At 40.7% G+C, this 24,512-nt stretch carries 19 protein-coding genes; all 19 read left to right on the top strand.

Translation table 11 applies throughout. From position 1 onward, the window contains the following. Positions 1-85: 85 nt before the first annotated feature. The 19 genes from M0G43_RS11965 (at position 86) to M0G43_RS12055 (ending at position 24,512) form a co-directional block, all read left to right on the top strand. On the top strand, positions 86-3,865 hold the full coding sequence (locus tag M0G43_RS11965; protein ID WP_248026769.1) for an efflux RND transporter permease subunit: 3,780 nt from the start codon (positions 86-88) through the stop codon (positions 3,863-3,865). Then, positions 3,862-5,097, top strand: coding sequence for a TolC family protein (locus tag M0G43_RS11970; RefSeq protein ID WP_248026770.1), 1,236 nt, complete (start codon positions 3,862-3,864; stop codon positions 5,095-5,097). Before M0G43_RS11965 ends, M0G43_RS11970 begins: the two co-directional genes overlap by 4 nt. A 63-nt stretch (positions 5,098-5,160) precedes the next feature. Then, positions 5,161-7,524, top strand: coding sequence for a multicopper oxidase domain-containing protein (locus tag M0G43_RS11975; protein WP_248026771.1), 2,364 nt, complete (start codon positions 5,161-5,163; stop codon positions 7,522-7,524). Positions 7,525-7,575: 51 nt separating this feature from the next. Then, a complete protein-coding gene (locus M0G43_RS11980; protein WP_248026772.1) occupies positions 7,576-8,199 on the top strand; it encodes a DUF3347 domain-containing protein in 624 nt (207 codons plus the stop codon). Positions 8,200-8,263: 64 nt separating this feature from the next. Beyond that, a complete protein-coding gene (locus M0G43_RS11985; protein WP_248026774.1) occupies positions 8,264-8,719 on the top strand; it encodes a heme-binding domain-containing protein in 456 nt (151 codons plus the stop codon). 86 nt (positions 8,720-8,805) lie between these two features. Continuing rightward, entirely contained in the window at positions 8,806-10,029 is a 1,224-nt protein-coding gene (locus M0G43_RS11990) for a permease (protein WP_248026775.1), read from the top strand. Between the two features lie 2 nt (positions 10,030-10,031). After that, the gene (locus M0G43_RS11995) at positions 10,032-10,589 is read left to right on the top strand and encodes a helix-turn-helix domain-containing protein (RefSeq protein WP_248026777.1); all 558 of its coding nucleotides are present in this window, start codon (positions 10,032-10,034) and stop codon (positions 10,587-10,589) included. Between the two features lie 74 nt (positions 10,590-10,663). Beyond that, complete coding sequence (locus M0G43_RS12000) at positions 10,664-13,162, top strand: heavy metal translocating P-type ATPase (protein ID WP_248026778.1); 2,499 nt, start codon at positions 10,664-10,666, stop codon at positions 13,160-13,162. Between the two features lie 16 nt (positions 13,163-13,178). Then, positions 13,179-13,661 (top strand): DUF305 domain-containing protein, encoded by a 483-nt coding sequence (locus M0G43_RS12005; RefSeq protein ID WP_248026780.1) that lies wholly within the window; start codon positions 13,179-13,181, stop codon positions 13,659-13,661. A 110-nt stretch (positions 13,662-13,771) separates the two neighbouring features. Further along, positions 13,772-15,565: an efflux RND transporter periplasmic adaptor subunit gene (locus M0G43_RS12010; RefSeq protein ID WP_248026782.1), complete on the top strand. Its 1,794-nt coding sequence runs from the start codon at positions 13,772-13,774 to the stop codon at positions 15,563-15,565. Between the two features lie 64 nt (positions 15,566-15,629). Beyond that, entirely contained in the window at positions 15,630-16,025 is a 396-nt protein-coding gene (locus M0G43_RS12015; protein ID WP_248026784.1) for a hypothetical protein, read from the top strand. A gap of 96 nt (positions 16,026-16,121) precedes the next feature. Then, positions 16,122-20,537 carry a CusA/CzcA family heavy metal efflux RND transporter gene (locus M0G43_RS12020; RefSeq protein WP_248026786.1) on the top strand — a complete coding sequence of 1,472 codons (4,416 nt, stop codon included), beginning with the start codon at positions 16,122-16,124 and terminating at the stop codon, positions 20,535-20,537. 19 nt (positions 20,538-20,556) lie between these two features. Further along, positions 20,557-21,771, top strand: coding sequence for an efflux RND transporter periplasmic adaptor subunit (locus M0G43_RS12025; RefSeq protein WP_248026787.1), 1,215 nt, complete (start codon positions 20,557-20,559; stop codon positions 21,769-21,771). Positions 21,772-21,804: 33 nt separating this feature from the next. Beyond that, positions 21,805-22,143, top strand: a complete 339-nt coding sequence (locus tag M0G43_RS12030; RefSeq protein ID WP_248026788.1) for a P-II family nitrogen regulator — start codon at positions 21,805-21,807, stop codon at positions 22,141-22,143. Between the two features lie 12 nt (positions 22,144-22,155). Then, entirely contained in the window at positions 22,156-22,581 is a 426-nt protein-coding gene (locus tag M0G43_RS12035) for a Fur family transcriptional regulator (RefSeq protein ID WP_214112967.1), read from the top strand. Positions 22,582-22,593: 12 nt separating this feature from the next. After that, positions 22,594-23,910, top strand: coding sequence for an APC family permease (locus M0G43_RS12040; protein ID WP_248026789.1), 1,317 nt, complete (start codon positions 22,594-22,596; stop codon positions 23,908-23,910). A 9-nt stretch (positions 23,911-23,919) separates the two neighbouring features. Continuing rightward, a complete protein-coding gene (locus tag M0G43_RS12045) occupies positions 23,920-24,096 on the top strand; it encodes a hypothetical protein (RefSeq protein WP_248026790.1) in 177 nt (58 codons plus the stop codon). 60 nt (positions 24,097-24,156) lie between these two features. Beyond that, positions 24,157-24,327, top strand: coding sequence for a hypothetical protein (locus M0G43_RS12050; protein WP_248026791.1), 171 nt, complete (start codon positions 24,157-24,159; stop codon positions 24,325-24,327). Further along, on the top strand, positions 24,300-24,512 hold the full coding sequence (locus M0G43_RS12055) for an STAS/SEC14 domain-containing protein (RefSeq protein ID WP_248026792.1): 213 nt from the start codon (positions 24,300-24,302) through the stop codon (positions 24,510-24,512). Before M0G43_RS12050 ends, M0G43_RS12055 begins: the two co-directional genes overlap by 28 nt.

Here is a 24,512-nt window from a genome sequence, read left to right on the forward strand (position 1 = left end):
TCCTATGGAGTTTATCCATCAGGATAATTTGTCGTATTTGGTATTTTCCCAATACTTATTTCTAATTGTTTAACAATCAATGCCAATGCTAAATAAAAGCATCAAATTTCTTATAGAAAACAAACTCGTTGCTGTCTTACTGCTCGTCGCATTTGTCGGGTTCGGGACGGTGTACGCACCCTTTAATTGGAATACAGGTATATTGCCATCAGACCCTGTGGCGGTTGATGCCATTCCGGACATAGGCGAAAACCAACAAATTGTTTTTACAAAATGGGACGGACGTTCACCACAGGATATTGAGGACCAAATTACCTATCCGCTAACCACCACATTGTTGGGCATTCCAGGCGTGAAAACCATCCGCAGTTCTTCAATGTTCGGATTTTCGAGCATCTACATCATTTTTGAAGAGGATATCGAATTTTACTGGAGCCGTAGCCGTATTCTCGAAAAACTCAATTCCCTACCTAGCGGATTATTGCCCGAAGGTGTTAATCCAGCTTTGGGTCCCGATGCAACAGGATTGGGACAAATATTTTGGTACACCCTGGAAGGTCGTGATAAAGATGGCAACGTTACAGGTGGTTGGGATTTGCAGGAACTGCGCAGCATTCAGGATTATTATGTGAAATACGCCTTGGCATCTGCAAGTGGTGTTTCCGAAGTGGCATCTATTGGCGGCTATGTAAAGGAATATCAAATTGACGTGAATCCCGAACTGATGCGACAATACAATATCGGACTTGCTCAATTAGTAAAGGCGGTAAAAGAAAGCAATCGGGACATTGGTGCACAAACCTTGGAAATCAATCAGGCAGAATATCTTGTACGTGGTTTGGGTTATGTAAAATCGGTCGCAGATATTGAAAATGCTGTCGTTACTTCTGAAAATTTTACATCCATTAAAATTAGTGATATTGCCAAAGTGACACTTGGGCCTGCAACACGTCGCGGTATTTTGGACAAGGAAGGTGCCGAAGTTGTAGGTGCGGTTGTGGTGGCTCGATACGGAGCAAATCCTTTAGCGGTAATCAATAACGTAAAAGAAAAAATCAATGAGTTGAGTACTGGCTTGCCTTCAAAAGTGTTGGCTGATGGCAGAACTTCGCAAGTTACTATTGTTCCTTTTTATGACCGCACAGAACTCATACAGGAAACTTTGGGTACACTCAACGAGGCGTTAACACTCGAAATTCTCATAACTATTTTGGTAATTATCGTTATGGTTTTTAATCTTCGAGCTTCGGTACTCATATCCGGCCTCTTACCTGTGGCGGTGTTGATGGTGTTTATTGCAATGAAATTCTTTGGAGTGGATGCCAATATTGTAGCGCTTTCGGGTATCGCCATCGCCATCGGGACAATGGTGGATGTGGGCATCATCCTTTCAGAAAATATCATAAGGCATCTGGATGAGGACGATGAAACTACGCCAATAAACACAGTGGTTTACAACGCTACAGCAGAAGTTTCCGGGGCTATCGTAACGGCTGTAATGACAACCATCATCAGTTTCATTCCCGTATTCACAATGATTGGTGCTGAAGGCAAATTGTTCAGACCCTTGGCATTTACCAAAACCTTTGCCTTAACGGCATCTATCATAATAGCGTTATTTTTGATACCACCATTCGCTGCGTTTTTCTTCAAAAGCAGGAATATCAGAAAAACAGCCAATTACGGCATTAGCAGTCTGTTGATTTTGGCAGGGTTTATTGCGGTCATTTTTGGTCATTGGATTGGCCTAATCCTTATTGGCTTTGGCTTTGTGGCTTTGGCAGTTTTACAGGAAAAGCTTTCAAAAGAGAGGTCAAACAAATTCAATATTTATCTTTCCGCAGCTGCAATAGTCTTTCTGTTGGCTGAATATTGGAGGCCGTTGGGCGTGGACAAAAGCGTGTTTTGGAACCTCATTTTTGTAGGCATCATTTGTTTTGGTCTATTGGCAGGTTTTTCACTATTTAAAAACTATTATACGCGAATTTTGAAATGGGCATTGGCAAACAAACTTTTGTTTTTGACCATTCCCACGGCACTTTTGATATTTGGTTTTTTTATTTATAAGAATACCGGCAAAGAATTTATGCCTTCCCTAAATGAAGGTTCATTCCTGTTAATGCCCACCTCTATGCCGCACGCAGGTATTGAGGAAAACAAACGGGTGTTGCAGCAATTGGATATGGCGGTAGCAAGCATTCCCGAAATCGAAACCGTTGTTGGAAAATCCGGAAGAACGGAATCCGCACTGGATCCAGCACCTTTGTCAATGTACGAAAACATAATTCAGTACAAATCTGAATATATGTTGAATGATGATGGAAAACGGCAACGTTTTAAGGTAAACGATGATGGGTTTTTTATGCTGAAGGATAACACTTTAGTTGAAAATCCCAACAGTCCCGTTGGTTCTGAAAAAGTTGAAAACGCCCGAAATAATGGGAAGAAAGTTTCAATAACGGTCGATGTCACTTCGGAAAAATTAATTCCGGATGATGACGGTGAGTTCTACCGAAACTGGCGACCCGAAATCAATTCGCCCAATGATATTTGGAACGAAATTGTAAGGGTTACTAAATTTCCAGGCGTTACCTCTGCCCCAAAACTGCAACCTATCGAAACCCGATTGGTTATGTTGCAAACAGGAATGCGCGCGCCAATGGGCATTAAGGTTAAAGGTCAGGATTTAAAACAGATTGAAGCCTTTGGCGTTCAGTTGGAAGGAATTTTAAAACAGGCCGAAGGTGTAAAACAGGAAGCCGTTTTTGCAGACCGAATCGTGGGCAAACCCTATTTGCTGATTGATATCAACAGGGAAAAATTGGCTCGTTATGGCGTTACTATAGAGGAAGTTCAAAATGTCCTGAAAGTTGCCGTGGGCGGAATGGTGTTGACCCAAACTGTTGAAGGCAGGGAACGCTATGGCGTTCGGGTGCGCTATCCTCGTGAATTGCGTGGCGACCCATCAGACTTGGAAGATATTTATGTGCCTGTTGAAAAGGGAAGCCCCGTTCCATTGAGCGAGTTGGCAACCATTCGATACGAACAAGGTCCGCAAGTCATTAAAAGTGAAGATACTTTTTTAGTGGGCTATGTCTTATTTGACAAACTAGATGGTTTTGCCGAAGTGAATGTCGTGGAAAATGCACAGGCACTCATCCAAAATAAAATTGACGCGGGCGAATTGAATGTTCCCAAAGGCGTCAGCTATCAATTTACAGGTACTTATGAAAACCAATTACGTGCAGAAAAAACGCTGTCCATTATCGTTCCTTTGGCACTTGCGGTCATCTTTTTGATTTTATATTTCCAGTTCCGTTCGGTGTCCACAACCTTGATGGTATTTACGGGGATTACAGTCGCTTTTGCGGGTGGTTTTGTAATGATTTGGTTCTATGGTCAAGATTGGTTCTTGAACTTCAGCTTTTTTGGCGAAAATCTGCGCGACCTTTTCAATATCCGCACGGTCAATTTGAGCGTCGCGGTTTGGGTAGGTTTTATTGCTCTTTTTGGTATTGCAACGGATGATGGCGTGGTAATGGCGACCTATCTCACACAGACCTTCGACAAAAACGACCCGACCGATAAAGCGGAAATAAGACAATCCACGTTGGAAGCTGCTTCCAAAAGAATCCGTCCTTGTTTGATGACGACAGTTACCACCATTTTGGCATTGTTGCCTGTATTGACTTCCACAGGAAAAGGAAGTGATATTATGATACCGATGTCCATTCCCATCTTTGGCGGAATGTTGCTCGATACCACATCGTATTTCCTTGTGCCCGTGCTATATAGCTGGAGGAAGGAACGGATTGCGAAAAGAAAACTGAAAGCAGAATCACGAACTATAACCATAGAAAAATGATAAAAAAGAAAATATATATAAGATTGGCTTTGTTTTTCGGAATTAGTCTTTCGGCTTTCAATAGTTTTGGTCAGGACTTACAGACCTACATAGAAGAGGCCGTTGCCAACAGTCCCGAAATCCAAAAGTTTCAATTGCGTTATGATATTGCATCTGAAAAAGTAAATGAAGCCAATTGGATTCCGAACACCGAGTTTAGTGCTGGTTATTTTGTAAGCGAACCCGAAACCCGTGTCGGGGCGCAGCGTGCACGCTTTTCCATAAAACAAATGTTTCCTTGGTTTGGCACCATAAACGCAAGGGAAAATTATGCCACTTCAATGGCGGATGCAGATTTTGTGGAAGTCACGATAGCAAAACGAAAATTGGCCCTTTCTGTTTCACAGTTCTATTTCCAGCTTTATGAAATAAGGGCGAAACAGAAAGTTCTTGACCAAAATATTGCATTGTTGCAAACGTATGAAAAACTTGCGCTGACTTCTGTAGAAGTTGGAAAAGCTTCTGCCGTTGATGTACTGCGATTACAGATTCGACAAAATGAGCTGCAACAGGAAAAAGAAGTCTTGCAACAACAAAATAATGGCATACAGGCCGCTATGAACAGTTTGATGAATCGCGGTTACGACAAGGAAATTTCGGTTGTTGAAAGTTTAGAAATTCCGATGGAAGATATGCAGCTTTCTTTTAAAGCACTTTCCGTAAATCCGGAATTGCTCAAATTCGATAAGTTGTATGAATCGGTCGCAAAATCGGAACTGCTTAACCTGCGTGAAAGCCAACCAATGTTCGGTTTTGGTGTCGATTACTTACCCGTTGCGGCAAGACAAGATATGGATTTCATTGATAACGGAAAGGATATTTTGATGCCTATGGTTTCAATTACGATTCCAATTTTCAACAATCGCTATAAGTCCATTACCAAACAGAATGAGTTGCGCCAACAGGAAATCCAGTCGCAAAAAGACGAACGATTGAACGGATTGGAATCTGAATTGGCAAAAGCGATTTCACAGCGAAACCAAGCACGAATAAAGTTTGAGACACAATCAAAAAACCTTCAGCAAGCAAAGGATGCCGAGGAAATCCTGATAAAAAATTATGAAACGGGAACGATAGATTTTAATGATGTGCTGGACATTCAGGAATTGCAGTTGAAGTTTCAAATCAATCAAATTGAATCCATAAAAATGTATTTCGTACAGTCCACCATTATCAATTATTTAACCAATTAAAACTATGTGCTATTGCGATAAGCCGTTTGGGAAAATTAGATTAATTATAAAAAAAATACTGAAATGAAACCATTAAAACACATACTGCTTCTTTTATTAGTGGGATATCAATCTGTTTTTGGCCAAAACCTTTTTGAACAATCAAAAGAAGGAAATACCGAAAACCGTCCCGTTCGGGAATATACATTGACCATCAAGGAAGAAATGGTCAATAAAGCAGGAAAGGACGTAAAAGGAATGACCGTAAATGGCGCCATCCCTGGTCCCATTTTGGAGTTTACCGAAGGCGAATATGCAGTCATTTATGTAAAAAACGAAATGAAGGAAGAAACCTCTGTCCATTGGCACGGCATCATCATCCCGAATTTTTATGATGGTGTTCCCTATTTGACCACGCCGCCCATTCGTCCGGGCGAAACTTTTAAATATGAATTTCCAGTGGCACAGTCAGGAACATATTGGTACCATTCACATACAATGTTGCAGGAACAGAGCGGTGTTTTCGGCTCTATTGTTATCAAACCAAAAGAAAAAACCTTGGATTATGACAGAGATTTAGTATTGATGCTTTCCGATTGGACAAATGAAAAACCGATAAATGTGCTACGAAATCTAAAACGTGGCAATGAATGGTACGGAATGAAAAAAGGTACGTCCACACCCTTGAACCAAGTGATTGCGCGTTGTGCATTTGGCGCACAGCTTGATTTTTGGCGACAACGGATGGAAGGTGCCGATATAGCCGACATCTATTACCCCGCTTTTTTGGTAAACGGACAGCAAAATCCCGAATATCCAGATTTTAAAGCTGGCGAAAAAGTACGGTTACGGATTATCAACGGTTCGGCATCTACCCAATTTTGGATGACTTTTGGTGGCGGAATACCCACGCTGGTTTCTGCCGACGGTCTCAATGTGGAGCCAATACAGAAAAATAAAACCTTCATCGCCATTGCCGAAACCTATGATTTTATAGTAACCATTCCAGAAAACGGAAAGATCGAATTCCGTGCAATGGCACAGGACGGTTCGGGCACGGCAACAGCATTCATTGGAAATGGCAAGCTGCTTCCTGCAGAAGTAGTTCCGCGGCCAGACAAGATAAAAATGATGCAGCAAATGGCAAAGATGGATATGAAAATGGGCGCGCACGCTTTAAAATTCCAACCAAAAAAAGACGAACGTTATGAGATGAAAGAAGAATATGGGATGCAAATGGACCATTCCAATATGGATATGAAGAATGAAAAAATGGATATGAAAATGTCCAAGGACTCAATGATGAACGATACGATGGACCACAGTAAAATGGACCATTCAAAAATGAAGATGGATATGTCCAAAGATTCTATGATGGATAAAAAAATGGACCATTCCAAAATGAAAATGGACACTATGCAGATGGAAGGAATGGGTATGTTTTCAGAATATAATTACGATTACCTAAAATCACCCGAAAAAACAACCTATCCTAAAGATATTCCGGTAAAGGAAATCCTCTTGAACCTTACCGGAAATATGAACCGCTATATCTGGAGTATGAACGGCGTGCCCCTTTCGGAAACCGACCAGATTAAAATAAACCATAAAGAAGTTACCCGAATTACTCTTAACAACCTCACGATGATGCACCACCCAATGCACCTTCACGGCCACTTTTTTAGGGTCATCAACAAAAATGGAGAATATTCGCCCTTAAAACATACGGTCAACGTTCCGCCAATGGGCGAAGTGACCATTGAGTTCTACGGTAACGAGTACGGCGATTGGTTCTTCCATTGCCACATCCTGTACCATATGATGAGCGGGATGGCAAGGGTTATGAGCTATGACACGCCAAGGGACGACCGTTTGAACGGATATCCCATAAGCGGTTTGATTACCGAGGCTGATAAATATTACACTTGGGCGATGGTGGATGCGGCATCGCATATGACGGAATTTAACTTTGTAACCTCAAACATTCGCAACCAGTTCAATGTAATGGCCGAGTATGGTTGGAATCAAAATTTGGAAGCAGAAATAACCTACGAACGTTATCTGCACGATTATTTAAGGGTGTTTGGTGGTGTAAATATCGAGAATGAAATGGAAGACAGTTTGGATGAACTTTCTACTACAGCCATTGCTGGAGTCCGGTTTTTGGCACCCTATCTATTCAATCTCGATGTGCGTATTGACAACAAGTTGCGCCCACAGATTAGTTTGAGCCGTGAAATCCTCATTTTCCCAAGAACGGCCATTTTTGGCAGTTATGAATACCAAGCAGATTTTGGGTGGGTAAATGACCTTCCAGCTGAAGACAATTTTGCAAAGGAAGTTGTTTGGAATGCAGGTATCGAATATTTCCTATCAAGAAACTTTTCATTGATGGCGAGCTACGACAACCGTTTTGGTGCAGGTGGTGGTTTATCCGTGAGATTTTAATAATTCAATAAATAGTAAACAAAAACAAGTATTAATCTAAATCAGAAAAAAATGAAAAAAGTAAAAGTAACAACAGCAATTTTGGCAATGGCTTTCGTAAGCCTAACAGCAATGTCCTGCAAAGACGGTAAAAAAGAAAATTCGGAAGATGCGATGCATTCTGAAATGAATCACGATGAAATGAATCACGACGAAGGTATGAACCACGATGAAATGACCGTATCAAATGATTCTATGGATAGCAATGCACAAACAACGGATGCAAAGCAGGTTTTGGCGGATTATATGACTTTAAAGGAAGCATTGGTGGCCACCAATAAGGACGATGCCGCAAAAGCTGGCAAAAAGTTGGAAAACACCTTAAATGGCTTTGATGTGAACAGTTACACAGCCGAACAACAAACAGAATTGAAGGACATCATCGCAGATGCCAAGGAACACGCAGAACATATCGGCAAAAGTGAAATGGACCACCAACGCGAGCATTTCAAAACCTTGAGCAAGGATATGATGGATATGGTCGCCATTACGGGAACTGAAAATACCTTGTACCAACAATTTTGTCCAATGTATGATGGTGGAAGTGCTTGGTTAAGTATGGAAAAGGAAATAAAAAACCCATACTACGGCAGCAAAATGATGGCCTGCGGTAAAGTGCAGAAGGAAATTAATTAATCATAACCTTCAAGGCATTTTCCGCCCTTCCGGGGTTAGCTTGAAGGTTTAATTCAATGACTGAATGAAAATCCTAAAAACCATAGTGCTCATTTTATTGATAGCTTTTTTAGCAATCCAATTCTTACCAACTGAAAGAAACGAAAGTGATGTGATTCCAAAAACGGATTTTCTGTTGGTCAACAATCCACCGGAAAATATCAGTACACTGTTGAAGGAATCCTGCTATGATTGCCACAGTAACAATACCGAATATCCGTGGTACAATAAAATTCAGCCTGCTGCTTGGTATTTGGAAGACCATATAAAGGAAGGAAAGGCAGAGCTTAATTTTAATGAATGGGAAAACTATTCAGATAGAAGAAAAAACAGCAAATTAAAATCCATCATAAACCAGATTAAGGATGATGAAATGCCTTTATCGTCCTATACTTTGATTCATCGGGATGCGATTTTATCAGATGCTGAAAAGAAAACCTTGATTGATTATATGACTAAAATAAAAGATAGTTTAGAGTAAAGTCCTGATGTGGGAAGGGAATGGAATTTTTTTCATTGTTGATTAGTTAAAACCCTTCCCAAGTCAGGCACAAAAAAGAGTATAGTATGGACAATTTTCTAAAACAATGGGGCGAGGCAGCCTATACAACTACTGGATTTTTCTGGATGGCACTATGGGCTTTTGCGCTTGGCTACATCATCAGCAGTATGATTCAGGTTTTTGTGACCGAAAAAAAGATGCAGGAAACAATGGGCGAAAAGGAAGGCAAAGGCGTTTTGCTCGGTACATTTTTCGGCTTTATCAGCAGTTCGTGCAGTTTTGCGGCATTGGCATCAACAAAGTCACTTTTCAAAAAAGGGGCGAGTTTTGTGTCGTCAATAGCTTTTCTATTGGCATCAACCAATTTGGTTATCGAACTCGGAATTATTATTTCCATCTTTCTCGGTTGGCAATTTGTTGTTGGAGAATATGTGGGTGGAATTCTATTAATACTTATTTCTTGGTTATTGATTCGATTGATAAATCCAAAAAAACTCATAGAGAAAGCGCGAAAAAACCTAAAGGATAAGGACAATGATGATATGGACGGTTCCAAATCGTGGAAAAAGAAAATACAGTCGGAAAAAGGATGGGCAAAGGTTTCAAAACAATACGGGATGGAATGGAAAATGGTCTGGAAAGACGTTACCGTAGGCTTTACCATTGCGGGAATCGTAGCGGCTTTTGTACCGGATTCCTTCTTTCAAACCTTGTTTATCAATAGTGGGAACGGCAATACCGATTTTACATTTTTTCAAATCCTCGAACACATTATTGTTGGTCCGGTCGCTGCATTTTTGACCTTTATTGGTTCAATGGGAAATATTCCTTTGGCTGCTTTATTATTTGGTAAAGGTGTAAGTTTTGCAGGCGTTATGGCTTTTATTTTTAGTGATTTGGTAGTGTTTCCAATACTTCGTATCAATGCCAAATATTATGGTTGGAAAATGTCGCTTTTCATTTTGTTCTTGTTGTTCACAGCACTTATCGGCGCGTCCTTGCTTTTACATTATTCATTCGATTTATTGAGCATTCTGCCAGATCCATCACAAGTAAAAATTCAGGATAGCAAATACTTTAAGTTAGATTATACCTTCTTTTTAAACATCGCTTTTCTGGTATTATCTGGTTTTTTAATCTATCTAGGATTTTTCAAAAGGAAAGATGTAAAACAAATGAAGGAAATGGCACCCAAAAGCCAACTGCTGGAAAATATACTTAAATATGCCGCATTGGTAAGCTACGTTTGGCTAGCGGGCGGTTTGATTGTGAAATTTTTTATTAACTGATTATGACAAAAACACTTCACATAAAAAATATGGTCTGCGATAGGTGTAAATCAACTGTAATACGTGAGTTGAATACTTTGGGTTATGACATAAAATCGGTTGAATTAGGGCAAATAATTTTAGATGAGAAAAAATCAATCCAAAATTCCAAATTGGAAAAAGAACTAAAAAAACACGGTTTTGAAATTATACAAGAGGAAACAGAAGTTTTGATTGAAGAAATGAAAATTGTCCTTATCAAAAAAATTGAAAATCAGGACGATGCAAATATCTCTTCTTTTTTGACCAAAACGTTTAATAAATCCTATTCGGCTTTGAGTAAAGTGTTCAGCAAAACCGAAGGAATGACCATTGAGAAATATGAAATAAATCTAAAGATTGAAAAGGTAAAAGAACTGATACAATTGGGACAACTGAATTTTTCAGAAATAGCATATACACTCAATTATAATAATAGTGGCCATTTGGCAAAGCAGTTTAAAAATGTAACGGGAATGTCAATGACAGAATTTAAGAATTTACAAAAATGGAATAGGAAATCCCTTGACCAAATTGTATAAGGATTATCCCTAATTGTGCATATAAATGGAAATTGGGGCACTTAATTTTGGATAATAATTCAATATAATAAAAAATGAAACACACCTATCACATCCACGGAATGACCTGCAACGGTTGCCGAAGCCACGTAGAAAGTACACTTTCAAAAGTTGAAGGTGTAACATCTGCCTCGGTCAATTTGGAAAAAGCCGAAACAACCATAGAAACGCAAAACCATATTCCATTGGAAAAGTTTCAAGAAGCCTTAAAAAATGACGGTGGGCGTTACAGCATCCATAATATCGGAGAACATCATCATTCCGATGACAAAAAAGTAGAAAAACCAAAAGGCAAAGGAACTGGAACTTTTTACTGCCCAATGCACTGCGAAGACGATAAAACCTATGATAAACCTGGCGATTGCCCTGTCTGCGGAATGGACTTGGTGGAAGAGCAAAATCTGTCGGCAACAACGTCCGAACAATGGACCTGCCCAATGCATCCGGAAATCGTTAAGGACGAGCCGGGGGCCTGCCCAATCTGTGGGATGGATTTGGTACCGATGCAGCCTGATATTTCTTCAGAGGAAAAAACCTATCAAAAACTGCTCAAGAAATTTTGGATTGCAGTCGCTTTTACCTTGCCCATTTTCCTAATGGCAATGAGCGAAATGATTCCCAACAATCCATTATACCAAGTAATGGAACAGAAGTATTGGAACTGGATTCAGTTTGCCTTATCGATACCTGTGGTTTTTTATGCTACTTGGATGTTCTTTGAACGGGCTTACAGAAGTATAAAAACGTGGAACCTCAATATGTTTACCTTAATCGGTATTGGCGCGGGCGCAGCGTGGTTGTTCAGCGTTTTCGGGATGCTCTTTCCCGATTTCTTTCCGGCACAATTTAAAACAGATTCTGGCGCAGTACACGTATATTTTGAAGCTGCAACTGTTATTTTAACCTTGGTTTTATTGGGTCAGGTTCTCGAAGCCCGTGCACACAGCAAAACAAATTCGGCTGTCAAGGAATTATTGAAGCTCGCACCAAACAAAGCTATTCTGGTTAAGAATGGCAAGGAAGGAGAAGTTGCGATTGATTCAATTAAGTTGGGCGATATCCTTCGCGTAAAACCAGGTGATAAAATTCCTGTTGACGGCGTCATTTCCGAAGGAAATACAACAGTTGACGAATCTATGATTACAGGAGAACCCATTCCCGTAAGTAAAAGCGAAGGCGACAAAGTAAGCAGTGGAACTATCAACGGCAACCAATCATTTTTAATGAAAGCCGAAAAAGTTGGTTCCGATACCTTGCTTTCCCAAATCATCCAAATGGTCAATAACGCCAGTCGCAGTCGTGCGCCCATCCAAAAATTGGCAGATACGGTCTCGGGATATTTTGTGCCTATCGTTGTTCTTATTTCAATCATAACATTTATAGTTTGGGCAATTTTTGGACCCGAGCCTGTTTATGTTTATGCTTTTGTAAATGCAATAGCCGTACTCATCATTGCCTGTCCTTGTGCACTCGGTTTGGCTACACCAATGTCCGTAATGGTGGGCGTTGGGAAAGGTGCGCAAAACGGTGTACTGATTAAAAATGCGGAAGCCCTCGAAAAAATGGATAAGGTAGATACTTTGATTATCGATAAAACCGGAACCATAACCGAAGGTAAACCAACCGTTGAAAAGATTGGTGCTTTTGGGATGGAATTTTCTGAAAATGAAGTATTGCAACACATTGTTTCCCTTAACAATATGAGTGAACATCCACTCGCTGAAGCTACCGTGAAATATGGTAAAGAAAAGAAAACGGAGTTTTTAGAAACAAAAAACTTTAGTGCTGTTACCGGAAAAGGTGTTGAAGGAACGGTAAACGGAAAAATGGTTGCTTTGGGCAACGCAAAAATGATGGAATATGCCGAGGCTCAATTGACTTCTGAAATGGAAACCGAAGCACAAAGCTTTCAAAAGCAGGGAAAAACAGTTTCCTATTTGTCAATCGATTCAAAAGTTGTGGGATATGTCGTCATTGGCGATAAAATAAAAGGAACCAGTGCCAACGCAATTAAAGCACTTCAGGATAAGGGAATTGCAGTAATTATGCTCACTGGCGATAATCGCGACACTGCCCAAGCGGTCGCAAAGGAACTAAACCTTGCCGATTTTAAAGCAGGAATGTTGCCCGAAAACAAACTGCAAGAGGTAGAAAAATTACAGAACAGAGGAAAAATTGTTGCAATGGCTGGCGACGGCATCAACGATGCCCCAGCCTTGGCAAAAAGCGATGTGGGCATCGCAATGGGAACGGGAACCGATGTTGCCATAGAAAGTGCGATGATTACCTTGGTAAAAGGCGATTTGCACGGCATCGTCAAAGCAAGGGATTTGAGTGATAACGTGATGCGGAACATTAAGCAAAATTTATTTTGGGCACTGGGCTACAATATTCTGGGCATCCCAATCGCGGCAGGTGTTCTCTTTCCTGTGTTCGGGTTGTTATTGTCGCCTATGATAGCGGCATTGGCAATGAGCTTTAGCTCGGTTTCGGTCATTGCAAATTCCTTACGATTAAGAAATATTAAACTATGATTAAAACTCAAAAACTATGGAACATTCAAATCAACACCAAAGCAAAGGCAATTACACAAAATTCATTTTGATGCTCGGCGCATCTTTTATCGCAATGTACATCACAATGTACCTTAACACATATCAAATTGACCACGTTTATTTCAGCCTCACACGTTTCTATATGAGTTGTTTGGGCATTGCTTGTATGGCAGTAATAATGTGGTTTTTTATGCGGAAAATGTACCAAAACAAGAAAAAAAACATCGCAATTTTGTTGGGAAGTTTAGTGCTTTTTGTTAGCGCACTTGGGCTTGTAAGGGCTCAAAGTCCTATTATTGGAGATATCCTTTGGATGAAGGCAATGATTCCACACCATTCCATCGCAATTTTAACAAGTGAAAGAGCCGACATACAAGATCCAGAGGTCAGAAAATTGGCAGATGATATTATCGAGGCACAGCGTAAAGAAATAGGGGAAATGAAAGATATGATAAAGCGTTTGCAAGCAGCAAAATAATATTGAACACCAAACCTAATAGTCCCGAAACTTCGGGATAAAACCTGTTAGGTTTATACAGATAAATTGTCTGGTCGAGCGTAGTCGAGACCTACTTAATTATAACTATTATGAAAAAATACATCATTTACATCGCCATTTTGGCCGCTGGTTTAATATTGGGGTATGTCTTTTTCGGCAAGTCTGCTGAAGGAAACTCAAACACCAAGGATGTTTCCGATATGTCGGACAGTACCAACGAACAAAACCAAATGTGGACCTGCTCAATGCACCCACAGATTATGCAGCCCGAACCCGGCGACTGTCCCATCTGCGGGATGGACTTGATTCCTGCCGAAACCGGTGCAGATGGTCTCGCAATGAACGAAATAAAAATGACCGAAAACGCAATGGCATTGGCGAATATCCAAACCACCATTGTTGGTAATGTTTCAGGAACAGATGAAAATACAATGCAACTTTCAGGAAAGATAATGGCGAACGAAGAGGCCAATGCCGTACAAGCAAGTTATTTTGAAGGCCGTATTGAAAAACTGAACGTCAATTTTACAGGCGAGGAAGTGCGAAGAGGTCAATTATTGGCAACTATTTATGCACCAACAATTGTTGCCGCACAGCAGGAATTGTTGACAGCAGCAAGTATGAAGGAATCACAACCTGCATTGTATAAAGCCGTCCGCAACAAATTGAAACTATGGAAACTTTCTGAAAACCAAATCAATCAAATTGAAAGCTCTGGCAAAGTGCGGGAAAATTTTCCAATCTATGCCACGGTTTCGGGTACGGTTTCCCAAAAAATGGCAGAGGAAGGAGATTATGTCAAGCAAGGCCAGCCCATTGTAAAAGTAAGCGATTTGGGAACCGTTTGGGCGATGTTTGATGCCTACGAACGTCAAATTTCACAATTAAAGGAAGGACAGAAAATAACTGTTACTACCAACGCTTATCCCAACAAGGAATTTGAGGCAACTGTTTCGTTTATTGACCCAGTTTTAAATACGAAATCCAGAACAGTTTCGGTTCGGGCCACATTGAACAATAAAGAAGATATTTTAAAGCCAGGAATGTTTGTAACTGCAAAAGTGACAATGACAAAAGGTAGTGATAAAATGGAATCCCAAATCACAATTCCAGCATCTGCGGTTATGTGGACAGGCGAGCGCTCATTGGTGTACGTAAAAACAAATCCAAACGAGCCCGTTTTTGAAATGCGGGAAGTTACTTTAGGTACTAAAAATGGCGATGTTTATACCATTTCCGAAGGGCTTAAAAATGGGGATGAAGTAGTAACGAACGGCACATTTACAGTAGATGCCGCCGCACAATTACAGGGCAAAAAATCTATGATGAACACCAAAGGAGGCAAAACAATGACGGGTCACGAAGGACATTTGGGTATGGAAAATGCCAATGGCAATTCAACAACAGACCATTCCCAAATGACCAAGCGTCTTGACGTTTCTTCCAAATTCAAGGAACAGCTCAACACTGTTTTTGAAAACTATGTTTCAGTTGATAAAGCACTTGTAAATGATGATGCCGAAACAGCAAAAAAATCAGCAAACGGGTTGCAAAAAAGTATTGAAAAAGTGGATATGAAATTATTGAAGGATGATGCACATAAACACTGGATGACTCTGGAAAAAGAATTGAAGGCATCCACAAGTGCCATAGCCAACACTTCGGATATCAAAAAACAACGGGAACATTTCATTCATTTATCTGCACATTTAATCAATGCCGTAAAAACCTTTGGCATCAACCAAAAAGTATATGTAGATTATTGTCCAATGGCAAACAATAACGTGGGTGCCTATTGGTTGAGTAAGGATAAGGAAATACGTAATCCTTATTTTGGTGCTGATATGTTGGATTGTGGTAGCGTAACAGATGAAATTGAATAGAATTAGACACATATAGTTTTTGCACACCAGTTGCATTCAATATTTTGTATATTTGTCAAGCTATATGAAAATCATCGTTTCCATAACAATGTCATTCCTATTCCTTTTTCAGGGAATAGCGGCCAATATGGAGGTGTGCAAGCAAATAGAAGAAATATCACACTTCGTTGCCCATTATCAAGAACATAAAGAAGTTGATGACTATTCCTTCATAAAATATGTTTATGAGGATTACATCAACGACGATGGAACATCTGACGACCATCATCAGGATTCAGACCACGAAGATGTGCCTTTGCATACAAGCCATCAATGTTGCCAGCATTTTGTATTCTTCACACCATTTCAGCCAACATTAATTACTGATGTTTCCTTTGAGGCGCAAAATCAATTCAATTTCTACACATTTCATCTAAATTCCAGATATCTGGAATCCCTTTTTCAACCCCCACGAGTTTAATGAAAATATCTGCAACGGCAGGTATCTTATAAATTATTGTTGTCCATATCAATCGTGGTCAACTTACTACTATTTATAATTCATTAAACTTTTTCTATGATTAACAAAATCATTTCATTTTCCATTAATAACAAGTTTATTATTGGGCTCTTTATAGTGGCATTGGTAGGTACAGGCATTTGGTCTATGGCCACTATAAATCTGGGTTCTGTACCCGATATTACCAATAATCAAGTGCAAGTTATTACCGTTGCCCCAAATTTAGGGACTGAAGATATTGAGCAATTTGTTACCTACCCGGTAGAATTGGCTATGGCAAACCTTCCTGATGTTATCGAACTGCGTTCTGTATCTCGTTTTGGTCTTTCTGTGGTTACCATTGTCTTTAAGGACGAGGCGGGTACTTATCTTCCCCGGCAATTGGTGCAAGAGAAATTGACAGAAGTTGCTGGAGAAATCCCCGAAGGCTTCGGCACGCCATTTATGGCACCCATTACTACAGGTCTGGGAGAAATCTACCAATATACTTTAAAACTAAAAGAAGGCTACGAAGATAAATACGACGCCATGGAGCTTCGTACCATACAGGATTGGATTGTAAAACGCCAAATGGCATTAGTCCCCGGAGTGGTCGAGGTCAATGCTTTTGGAGGCTATGTGAAACAATATGAAGTTGCCATAAATCCTGATAAATTAAAAAGTTTTGGCATTACAATGAATCAGGTTTTTGAAGCCCTGAAAGTGAACAACGCTAATACGGGAGGTGCTTACATCGAGAAAAACCACCAAGCAAATTTCATTCGTGGCGAAGGTTTGGCACGTAGTCTTGAGGATTTGGAAAACACCGTTGTAACCACACAAAATGGAAGCCCTGTTTTAGTGCGCGATGTCGCTGAAAAAGTGGGCTATGGGAATCAAGTGCGCTATGGTGCGTTTACTCAAGACGGACACGAAACTGTTGGGGGACAAATACTGATGCTGAAAGGCGAAAGCCCTGGTAACGTGGTCGAAAATGTGGAGAAGCGCATTGCAGAAATACAAAAATCCCTGCCGGAAGGCGTTTACATAGATACGTTTTTAAGTAGAAGTGAACTTATCGGAAGGACCACAAGCACCGTTGAAAAAAACCTTATTGAAGGTTCATTGATTGTGATTTTCGTTTTGGTCTTGCTTTTGGGAAGTTTCCGTGGTGGATTAATTACAGCTTCGGTAATCCCTTTATCATTACTGTTTGCATTTATCTTGATGAAACAATTTGGGGTGTGGGCAAATTTAATGTCCTTGGGGGCAATCGATTTTGGTATCATCGTGGATGGCGCAGTTATTATTGTGGAGGGAATGGTATTTCACATCCATCAACGGATGAAGAAAACCACAACCGCCATTGGCCAGCCAGAAATGGATGAAATAGCCTATGAATCGGCAAGCACGATGATGAATTCGGCTTTTTTCGGTCAGCTTATTATCCTTATCGTATTTACACCGATTCTCTTTTTAACTGGTGTAGAAGGAAAAATGTTCCGTCCAATGGCATTTACTTTCGGATTTGCGGTTTTGGGAGCGATTATCCTGTGCCTTACGTATGTACCAATGATTTCGTCAATGTTCCTAAAACCTGCCAGAAATCAGAACAGTTGGTTCGCCAAATTTGAAAACAGGATTGACAGGTTCAGTGATAAAATAATGTCAGGGTTGAACAGGGCGTATGTGCCCTTGCTCAATTTCGCACTTCGCTTTAGGGCTGGTGTCATTATTGGTGCGGTTGGGCTGCTATTGATTGCAGGATTTATTTTCAGCAATATGGGTGGCGAATTCATACCTAAATTTGATGAGGGCGATATTGCGTTTCAGGCTTTGATAAAACCGGGGAGCAGTCTTACGGAATCTATTGAAGCCTCAAAAAAACTTCAAAATTTAATCAATGAATTTCCTGAAGTAAAAACAGTGGTTTCAAGGATTGGTGTGGCCGAAATACCGACAGACCCAATGCCAATGGACATTGCCGATAGCTATATTATTCTTGAAAAGGATAAGAGCAAATGGACTTCCGCAGATAGCAAAGAAGAACTTATAGAAAAAATACAGGAAAAAATTTCAGTTGTTCCCGGTGTGAATTTCGTGTTTACGCAACCTGTGGAACTTCGTTTTAACGAACTGCTTACGGGTGTTCGGGAGGACGTGGCCATTAAATTGTACGGAGAAGATTTGGGCGTATTGGCAGACAAGGTTCAGGAAATCGCAGCGGTTATCAGAAGCGTTCCCGGAGCGGCCGACCTCAATGTGGAAGCCACGAGTGGTTTGCCACAGATGACGGTAGAATACAATCGCGCAAAAATGGCACAGTACGGTGTAACCGTTGATAAGCTGAATGATTATGTAAGTGCCGCCTTTTCAGGAGAAGCGGCAGGGGTGATTTTTGAAGGCGAAAAACGCTTTGATGTGGTCATTCGTTTGGCGAAGGACTTCAGACAGGACATCAATAGCCTTAAAAATTTATATATCGATTTACCAAACGGAGCGCAAGTGCCCTTAAAGGAAGTAGCGGACATCAGCTATAAGCCCGGTCCAATGCAGATTTCAAGGGACAATACCTCGCGTCGTATTTCGGTAGGGGTCAATGTCCGTGGGCGCGATGTAAAATCGATGGTCGAGGAGATTCAGCAAAAACTGGAAACGGAAGTGAAACTGCCACCGGGTTATTTTGTAACCTACGGAGGTTCGTTTGAGAACCTGCAACGTGCATCAGACCGATTGATGATTGTAGTACCTATCGCTCTTTTCCTAATATTCATATTGCTCTACTTTGCGTTGAGCTCGTTTTCCCAATCACTAATGATTTATATGGCAGTTCCTTTGGCGGCCATTGGTGGCGTGTTTGCCCTTTGGATAAGGGGAATGCCTTTCAGTATTTCAGCGGGAGTCGGATTTATTGTGCTCTTTGGAGTAGCGGTATTGAACGGGTTGGTACTGATAAACAAATTCAATGAACTAAAAGAAAGTGGAATGACAGACTTAAAAAAACGAATATACGAAGCAACACACGAAAGGTTGCGACCAATTTTGCTAACCGCAACGGCGGCCATTATGGGCTTTATCCCAATGGCAATTTCTACCTCTGGTGGTGCTGAAGTACAGCGACCATTGGCAACGGTGGTTATTGGCGGATTGCTCACAGCAACATTTTTAACACTTGTAGTCCTTCCGGTATTGTACTATTGGTTGGAATCGAGAAAGGTACGAAACAATACTAATGGCGATGTAAGCTATATCAACAAATCCACGAACATTATAACCGTGTTGTTGATGGTGGGTGGTTTGATGGCTTCCGGAACTGCGGTGGCCCAAGACACCAATCAAGATGGCACAATTCCTAAAACCTTGACCGTAGATGAGGCCATCGCTTTGGCAAAACAGAATTATCCATCGCTTAAGGAAAGTGAAGCGTTTATTGAAAGGGAAAAGGCTATGAAAGGCACCAGTTTTGACCTTGGTAGCACCCAAGTTTTCACGGGAAAGGAAGAATATGGAAATAATCTTCCCGGGGTACAGACAACCATTGGTGTGCAACAGGGCAACATTGACTTGCTTTCGGGATTTTCAAAATCCAAGTTTTATAAAGAGCGTATTGTTTTGGGAGAGAAGTTTTACGTAGCGAGTGAGCAACAGTTGGTACGCAATGTGATGCAAGCCTATGACCAAATTAATTATTACAAGGCACAGTTGCGTTTTGCAGACCAATTGGACAGTATTTATGCCAATTTCAAGACCGCTGCCCAACTTCGTTATGACACGGGAGAAACTGGTAAGCTGGAATTTATTTCAGCCTCTTCCGAATTTCAACAGATTCAAGTGTTAAGGCAACAAGCCTATGACGATATTGAAATTGCCAAACGTGCCTTAAAACAATATTTGGGAACAGATGAACCCATCGAAACGGTGGACGGTTTTTATGAGCCATTGGATTTTATGGCAACTTTGGATTCAACTTCGGTGGCAAACAACCCAATATTGCAATATGCGTTGCAGAACGCCGAAGTAAGTAAAGCCAATGTGGGCGTTGAAAAATCGGAATTGCTGCCAAAATTCAGCTTTTCTTATGGACGGCAGGTTGTGGATGATGTTTCGGGATTCAATACCTATCAGGCAGGAATCAGTATTCCGTTGTGGTTTTTTCCGCAAAAATCACGGGTAAAGGCAGCCAAGGCAGATGCAATGATGGCAGAAAATCAATATTTGGAGCAAAAGGCAACCACCGAAAGTAGGGTGTCGCAATTGTTCAAATCCCTTGAAAAAACGCAGAAAATATTGCAGTATTATGAAGAAGGCGCATTGCTTTTGGCGGAAGAACAAATAACAACCGCAGAACTGGCATCCAAGGAAGGTGAAATAGATTATGTGAACTATATCACCATCCTTAACAGTGCCATCAGGATAAAGCAAACACATTTGGAATATATCAATCAATACAACCAACAGGCCATTGAGGTGCAGTACCAATTGGGCAATCTATAATCTTAAAATGAAACAGGAAATGAAATATATCAAAATAATCAGTTCAATAATGGCCATAGCCTTATTAATGGCTTGCAACAACAAAGCTGAAAGCAAATTGGACCACAACGAAACGCAAACGTCCGAGCATTCTGAAGGCGAGGAAGCTGGACACGAAAATGAAGAAGGCGTGGTAGCCATTACCCGGGCACAGGCAGAAACCATTGGTCTTGAAATGAAACCATTGGAACAAAAAAATTTGGGAAACACCATAAAAGTTACTGGCCAATTGGAATTATTTCCACAGGACAGGGCCAACATAAGTCCCTTTGTGGGTGGAAATGTCCGTTCCATCACTGTCATAGAAGGCGACAAAGTGAGCAAAGGTCAGGTATTGGCATATTTGGAACATCCAGATATCATTACAATGCAACAGGAATTTCAGGAAAAGAACGATGAACTGGTCTTTTTGGAACAGGATTTTGAACGAAAAAAAATACTACACGAAAAGGGCGTTTCATCAGGGAAGGAATTTCAACTGGCACAGTCCAAATTTCGTTCTACCACATCAAGTGTCAATGGATTGCGTTCCAAACTAAAACTTCTGGGCATCAATACCAGTAAAGTTTTGGAAGGGCAAATCTATTCGGCAGTACCCATTACCTCGCCCATCAGTGGCTTTGTGGATGAAGTAATGGTCAGCCTTGGCGATTACGTTGCGCCACAGACCAAAATGTTCACGGTAAGTGACAATACAGAAATCCACGCCGACTTTAAAGTCTATGAAAAGGACATCCATAAAGTAAAAGAAGGGCAGGAAATATATTTTACGGTGGCTTCAAAACCAAATGAGCTTTTAAAGGCAAAAATTCACGCCATAGGTAAAACCTTTGAAACAGACCCCAAAGCCTTGCACGTTCACGCAGACGTACATAATGAAGACAAAGAACTTCTTCCGGGAATGTATGTGGAAGGTAGAATTGCCCAAGATGAAAAAATGGTCTATGCCGTACCCGAGGATGCAATTATCAAAGAAGGCGAACAATCCTTTATTTTTATTTTGGATGAAGATGGCGAAAAGGAAGCGAATAAAATGAAATTTAAAATGATACCCGTAAGCACAGGCATTACAGATTTGGATTTTGTGGAAATAAACCTTCCTGCAAATGTCCCGAAAGGAATCAAGGTAGTAACAAAAGGAGCCTATACGCTTTCTTCGGAAATGGTCAAGGGCGAACTGGAACACGGTCATTAAAAATTTGTAAATTTTAAAACAAAACGATATCAGATGAAAGAGATAAAAGCATTTATAAAACCGAACCGAATCCAAAGAGTAATCGAAGCTTTGGCCGAAAACGGGTTTAAGAGTATGACACTTTCACAGGCAGAAGGCACGGGAGCGTTTAAGGCAAAGGGTGCAAGACCCTCGCTTGATTTTCACGTAACCGACAGTCCTGTGGTAAAGTTGGAACTGGTCTGCCAAAACGAAGAGGCCCAAGATGCCATAGACCTTATCATTGCCAATGGAAAGACCAATGAGCAGGGCGATGGAATTATCTATATGATGGATATTGATGACGCTTTTCAGATTAAAACGGGAGAGTCGTTGAAGAAAAAACAGGGATAAATTGAGATGTTTATGAATGAAATTGAAACATTTTTAGAGCACAAAAACGTTCGGCCAACCGCAATGCGCATCCTTATCTACAAATATATGGCACAGCAGGATACAGCGGTAGCATTGACCGATGTTGAAAACGCTTTTGCCAAAGCGGAACGCACCACCCTTTACCGAACCATCAAAACTTTTGAGGAAAAAGGTATCGTGCACCAAATAGAAGATGGCACTGGAACCACTAAATATGCACTCTGCGAGCCTGGTTGCAACTGCGAGATTGAACAGGATTTGCACCTACATTTCCATTGCAACAATTGCGATGAAACAGTTTGCCTCACGCAACATAAAATCCCACATATTAATTTACCTGACGGCTATTTGGCCGAAGATGTAAACCTTGTGGTCAAGGGGATTTGTGAGAAATGCAGTAACCAATCAAATCAATAAAAAAAAATTAGTATGGCAGAATTAAAAAAATCACTCGGAACACTTCGCCTTACCTTTTATGGTGTTGGTACTATAGTAGGCGCGGGAATTTATACCGTTATTGGTGCGGCCGCAGGACAAGCGGGTACAGACCTTTGGTTGAGTTTTATCTTCGCTGCGATTGCTGCAAGTGTTTCGGCAATGTCGTATGCAGAAATGTCCTCTACCTATCCCAATGCAGGAGCCGAATTCATTTTTGTACGCAAAGCATTTCCAAAGATAGACATACCGTCCTTTCTCACTGGCTGGACTGTTGCCTTTCACAGTTCAGCCACAATAGCCGCTGTTTTGCTGGCCTTTTCGGGATATTTCAACACTTTTTTTAGTGTCCCTTCCTTTTTGATAAGTTATGGCGTGTTGATAGTCCTTTCATTGATAAGCATTACGGGCATCAAGAAATCATCTACTGCCAATATTATAATGGTTAGCATACAGTTGTTGGGATTGTTCATTCTCATTGCAGTCGGTCTGGCTGAAACTGGTCCGCCAAAAGCAGAATTTTTCGAAGTGGAATCCTTTTCGGGTACGTTGGCGGCTACTGCAACCTTGTTTTTTGTCTATACCGGATTTGAGCATATGGCATCATTGGGTTCGGAAGTGAAAAACCCTGGCAAGACCATACCTCGTGCCTTTCTATTGACAATGGTCTTTACCACCGTAATTTATTTGCTCATAGCTTTTACAGTTCTTAATATTGCTGACCCATCAGAACTGGCAAAAGTAGATTCGCCACTATCGCTTGCAGCATCCAATCTCAACAGTTGGTTGCCTATTGCCTTGGCGGTCGCAGCACTTTTTGCCACGGCAAATGCCGCCTTTAGCGGTATTATTTCCATTAGCAGGTTGCTGTTCGGAATGGCAAGTGTGGGCGAACTTCCAAAGTTTATGACCAAGACCAATGCACAAAAAGTGCCGTGGGTCACCACCATTGTGGTTATGGCGGCAGTTGCGGGATTTATGTTGTTGGGCGATATTAAAATCGTAGCGGGAATGTCATCGTTGGGTGCGCTGCTCGTATTTGTAGCCGTAAACATTGCCCTCATTGTATTGCGTTTCAAAGCACCTGATAAAGAAAGACCTTTTAAAGTTCCTTTGGCTATTGGGAAAGTGCCAATACTGCCAATTTTGGCAATATTTATTAGCCTATCTTTAATTATACAATATGATTGGCAAGTATATGCCGCATTTGTAGGTGCTATTGTAGTGGGTATCGTGTTGGATTACTTTTTGGATAAAAGACCCAAAGAAGGCATAGATGTGGAAGATGAAAACGAATTGTTTAAACATTAATCGAGTATTATGGACTGGATGTTTGATGATTTCAAAACGGAATTGGATGCCCTAAATCCAACAGTACGCGAAAAAGCTTTGGAAATTGCCAAGGAACTTGTACAAGAGAAAGACCTTTCAGCAAAAGAAGCGTTGAAAGAAGCTATTATAAGAGCAGAGGAATGGTTTTATGACCTTGGTGGATAGCAATTTATTTGCACTTCCATTGCATTGATTATATCACTACATTGATTAAAATTTGAAATTATGATACAGTTATTGAATTCAGAAAAAGATAATGTGATTGCCGCCATTTTGGAAGGCAAAATCTCTAAAACCGATGTGGAGTCCATTCATTCCCGTATTCACCAAATCCTGAAAACAATCAAAAAGTCGATTTCTATTTTGAAATGCACGATTTTGAAGGTTATACCTTAAAAGGCTTTTGGGAAGATATTAAAGTAGATAGCGCACACATTTCGGATTATGGAAAAATGGCTTTTGTGGGCGAAAAGAAATGGCAGGAATGGGTCGCAAAAGCTACCGATTTCTTTACGAGCTCTGAAGTGAAATACTTCGATTTAAAAGAAAAAGAAGCAGCTAAAAAATGGATAGCACAATAA

The sequence above is a fragment of the Subsaxibacter sp. CAU 1640 genome, assembly GCF_023156585.1.
Classification (GTDB): Bacteria; Bacteroidota; Bacteroidia; order Flavobacteriales; family Flavobacteriaceae; genus JBPOFM01.